Source organism: Nocardia exalbida NBRC 100660, from assembly GCF_000308575.1.
Lineage (GTDB): Bacteria > Actinomycetota > Actinomycetes > Mycobacteriales > Mycobacteriaceae > Nocardia > Nocardia exalbida.
This window is the reverse complement of record NZ_BAFZ01000043.1, coordinates 1-2,885: the sequence shown is the minus strand read 5'-3', so window position 1 is coordinate 2,885 and position 2,885 is coordinate 1. Positions and strand designations below refer to the sequence as shown.

The 2,885-nt window shown below is 70.3% G+C and carries 2 protein-coding genes; both read right to left on the bottom strand.

Annotation, left to right across the window (positions count from 1 at the left end; genetic code table 11):
* The coding region (locus tag ON29_RS10045; protein WP_245548892.1) for a Mur ligase family protein at positions 1-758 on the bottom strand (758 nt) is incomplete at its 3' end.
* Between the two features lie 305 nt (positions 759-1,063).
* Complete coding sequence (locus ON29_RS10040) at positions 1,064-2,854, bottom strand: peptidoglycan D,D-transpeptidase FtsI family protein (protein ID WP_157172729.1); 1,791 nt, start codon at positions 2,852-2,854, stop codon at positions 1,064-1,066.
* Between the last annotated feature and the right edge of the window lie 31 nt (positions 2,855-2,885).

The window sequence follows — 2,885 nt, the reverse complement described above, 5'->3', positions numbered from 1 at the left end:
CGCGCCGCGACCGGCGAATCCGGTTCGAACAGCTTGCGTTTGGCGGCGAAGTAGTCTTCGAAGTCGGCGTGGAAGTCGAGGTGGTCCTGGGACAGGTTGGTGAACGCGCCCACCGCGAAACGCACCCCGTCCACCCGGCCCAGCGTCAGCGCGTGGCTGGACACCTCCATCACCACCGCGTCCACGCCCTGCTCGACCATCAGCGCGAACATCGCGTGCAACTGCGGCGCCTCGGGGGTGGTCAGCGCGCTGGGCACCCGCCTGCCGCCGATCCTGGTCTCGATGGTGCCGATCAGCGCGGTGGACAGCCCCGCGGCGGCCAGACCCGCCTCCACCAGGTAGGAGGTGGTGGTCTTGCCCGAGGTCCCGGTGATCCCGACGATGCGCAACCGCTCGGACGGATTGCCGTAGATCGTCGCCGACAGCTCGCCGAGTACGGTCCTGGGGTTCTCCCGCACCAGCACCGGCACCCCGAGCGGCCCGGCCAGCTCCGCGCCCGCCGCGTCGGTCAGCACCGCGACCGCGCCCTGGGCGACCGCATCCCGCGCGAAACGCGCGCCGTGCGCGCGGGCGCCGGGCAGCGCGGCGAACAGGTCACCGGGGAGCACCGCATCCGAGCGCTGCTCGATGCCGGTGACCGATACGCCGTGTACAGCCGATTCGGGGCTCGTCGCGGCCCCGATGACGGCGGCCAGCGACGCCAGCGGCGTTGACGGCGAATGCTCTGGCCGCAATGCGCGCGGTTGACCGGACTGCACAGAAACCAGGCTCCTTTCGGGGGCGGTGATCGACGTGTCAGGTTACCGGCGACCGGTCACGGCGGGACCATGCGCCCCATCGCAAACCCGGGGAGGTCGCCCACCGCACCCTACGGGTTCGCCCACCCGGCCCGGACCGCGCCACGCGGCGCCCGGACGCCACCGGGTGAGGACGCGGCGCGCACGGCGGTCCGCCGCGTGCCCCCGCTCCTCGAACACCGCACTCACCTGCTGTTTCCTCCGCACAGATCCGATGGCTTCGCTACCGCTCGCACACCCCGGTCACACCGGGCCGGAGAGCTCGATCACCCCGCCTGCAGGACGAATTGCCTGGACGGCTGCGCCGACGGCGGAATACGGTCGCGCTGCAGCGCCCAGGAGGCGATGTTGTGGAACAGCGGAGCGACCGAACCGCCGCCGGAGCCGTCGGAACTGCGGACGGGCGCGTCGAGCATGAGCCCGATCACGTACCGCGGATTTTCGGCGGGGACCATGCCCGCGAACGTGATCCAGAACGACGACGTGGAGTAGCACCGGCAATTCCGGTCCACCTTCTGCGCGGTCCCGGTCTTGCCCGCCACCTGGTAGCCGGTGATGGCCGCGGGCCATCCGGTGCCGTTCTGGTTGGCGTTCATCGGGTCACGCTGCACCACCGCCTGGAACATCGTCCGCAACGTGGCGGCGGTCTGCTTGCTCACCACCCGCACGCCGTCCGGCTGGGTCTCCTCGGTCCGGGTGCCGTCCGGCGCGATCTTCGCGCGCACGATCCGGGGCGGGATGCGGACGCCGTCGTTGGCGATCGCCTGGTACATGCCGGCCATCTGCAGCGTCGTCATCGAAAGGCCCTGCCCGATCGGGAGATTCGCGAAGGTGCCGCCGGACCACTGATCGCGGTCGGGCATCAGGCCCGCGCTCTCACCCGGCAGGCCGATGCCCGTGCGCTGGCCGAGCCCGAACCGGTGCGCCATGTCGGCGAAGTGGTCCTCGCCCACGCGCTGCGCGAGCATCAGCGTGCCCACATTGGAGGACCTGCCGAAAATACCCGTGGTCGTATAGGGCTCGACGCCGTGCGTCCAGGCGTCGTGCACGGTGACGCCCGCCATCTGGATGGCGCCGGGCACCTGATGCACCTCGTCCGGATCGGTCAGGCCGTATTCGATGGCCGCGGCGGCCGTGACGATCTTGTTCACCGAGCCCGGCTCGAACACGTCCGTCACCGACGGGTTGCTCAGCTGGGCATTGGCCCACTTCTGCGGGCCGAGGCCGGGGTTGAAGGTGTTGTCGTTGGCCATCGCCAGGACCTGCCCGGTCTTGGCGTCCAAGACGACGGCCGAAGCGGAACCCGCACCGGAGACGTCCTTGGCCTGCTGCACCTGCTGCTGCACGTAGTACTGCAGATCCGAGTCCAGGGTGAGTTCGACGGCGGACCCGTTGACCGCGGGCTGCTCGTCGCGCCAGCTGCCGGGGATGACCGCGCCGTCGGAACCGCGATCGTAGGTGTGCGATCCGTCCGTGCCGGCCAGCGCCGAGTCCAGCGAGGACTCGAGCCCGACCTGTCCGTGGCCGTCCCAGCCGACGGCGCCGACGACGTTCGCCGCCAGCGACCCGCCGGGATACACCCGGGGACTCTGCTGATCGGAGCCCACTTGCGGGAACTTCTCGGTGATCTCGTCCGCGATCCGGGGATCCACGTTCTGGGCGAGGAATACGAATTGCTCGTCACTGTTCAGCTTCGCGAGCAGGTCCGCTTCCGTGGGCGCGTCTTTGCCGAGTTTCTCGTGGATGGTGCGCGCGATGTCGCGCAACCGCTGGTCCGGATCGGGCGCCTTGTCGTTTTTGGCCTTGGCGTCCGCCAGCTCCTTGCGGACGGCGACCGGCCGGAAGTGCAGGGCTTTGGCCGAGACGGTGAAGGCCAGCGCCTTGCCGTTGCGGTCGTTGATCGGACCGCGGATCGCCGGGTCGGGCTGATGGGTGGTGCGCTGGCTGGCCGCCTGGGCGGACAGTCCGGGCGCGGCGACGCTCTGCACCCACAGCAGTTGCATCGTGACCACCGCGAGCGCGACGAGCATGACCACCCGGCCGACGCCGAGACGCAACCGGAGCGGACCGTCCGGGACAGCTTTGGTC